This window comes from Enterobacter sp. PTB (genome assembly GCF_051130085.1).
Lineage (GTDB): Bacteria > Pseudomonadota > Gammaproteobacteria > Enterobacterales > Enterobacteriaceae > Enterobacter > Enterobacter ludwigii.
This window is the reverse complement of record NZ_JBDKEE010000084.1, coordinates 1-1,635: the sequence shown is the minus strand read 5'-3', so window position 1 is coordinate 1,635 and position 1,635 is coordinate 1. Positions and strand designations below refer to the sequence as shown.

Below are 1,635 nucleotides of genomic sequence, written 5' to 3'. Positions count from 1 at the left end.
AAATGAATACCAAGTCTCTGAGTGAACATACGTAATTCATTACGAAGTTTAATTCACGAGCATCAAACTTAAATTGAAGAGTTTGATCATGGCTCAGATTGAACGCTGGCGGCAGGCCTAACACATGCAAGTCGAACGGTAGCACAGAGAGCTTGCTCTCGGGTGACGAGTGGCGGACGGGTGAGTAATGTCTGGGAAACTGCCTGATGGAGGGGGATAACTACTGGAAACGGTAGCTAATACCGCATAACGTCGCAAGACCAAAGAGGGGGACCTTCGGGCCTCTTGCCATCAGATGTGCCCAGATGGGATTAGCTAGTAGGTGGGGTAACGGCTCACCTAGGCGACGATCCCTAGCTGGTCTGAGAGGATGACCAGCCACACTGGAACTGAGACACGGTCCAGACTCCTACGGGAGGCAGCAGTGGGGAATATTGCACAATGGGCGCAAGCCTGATGCAGCCATGCCGCGTGTATGAAGAAGGCCTTCGGGTTGTAAAGTACTTTCAGCGGGGAGGAAGGTGTTGTGGTTAATAACCGCAGCAATTGACGTTACCCGCAGAAGAAGCACCGGCTAACTCCGTGCCAGCAGCCGCGGTAATACGGAGGGTGCAAGCGTTAATCGGAATTACTGGGCGTAAAGCGCACGCAGGCGGTCTGTCAAGTCGGATGTGAAATCCCCGGGCTCAACCTGGGAACTGCATTCGAAACTGGCAGGCTAGAGTCTTGTAGAGGGGGGTAGAATTCCAGGTGTAGCGGTGAAATGCGTAGAGATCTGGAGGAATACCGGTGGCGAAGGCGGCCCCCTGGACAAAGACTGACGCTCAGGTGCGAAAGCGTGGGGAGCAAACAGGATTAGATACCCTGGTAGTCCACGCCGTAAACGATGTCGACTTGGAGGTTGTGCCCTTGAGGCGTGGCTTCCGGAGCTAACGCGTTAAGTCGACCGCCTGGGGAGTACGGCCGCAAGGTTAAAACTCAAATGAATTGACGGGGGCCCGCACAAGCGGTGGAGCATGTGGTTTAATTCGATGCAACGCGAAGAACCTTACCTACTCTTGACATCCAGAGAACTTTCCAGAGATGGATTGGTGCCTTCGGGAACTCTGAGACAGGTGCTGCATGGCTGTCGTCAGCTCGTGTTGTGAAATGTTGGGTTAAGTCCCGCAACGAGCGCAACCCTTATCCTTTGTTGCCAGCGGTCCGGCCGGGAACTCAAAGGAGACTGCCAGTGATAAACTGGAGGAAGGTGGGGATGACGTCAAGTCATCATGGCCCTTACGAGTAGGGCTACACACGTGCTACAATGGCGCATACAAAGAGAAGCGAACTCGCGAGAGCAAGCGGACCTCATAAAGTGCGTCGTAGTCCGGATTGGAGTCTGCAACTCGACTCCATGAAGTCGGAATCGCTAGTAATCGTAGATCAGAATGCTACGGTGAATACGTTCCCGGGCCTTGTACACACCGCCCGTCACACCATGGGAGTGGGTTGCAAAAGAAGTAGGTAGCTTAACCTTCGGGAGGGCGCTTACCACTTTGTGATTCATGACTGGGGTGAAGTCGTAACAAGGTAACCGTAGGGGAACCTGCGGTTGGATCACCTCCTTACCTTAAAGAACCTGCCTTTGTAGTG

Annotated in this window: 1 rRNA gene; it reads left to right on the top strand. The window is 53.5% G+C overall.

The features are described 5' to 3' along the window. Window positions 1–70 precede the first annotated feature (70 nt). Window positions 71–1,610, top strand: a 16S ribosomal RNA gene (locus AAIR21_RS27640). Window positions 1,611–1,635: the final 25 nt, after the last annotated feature.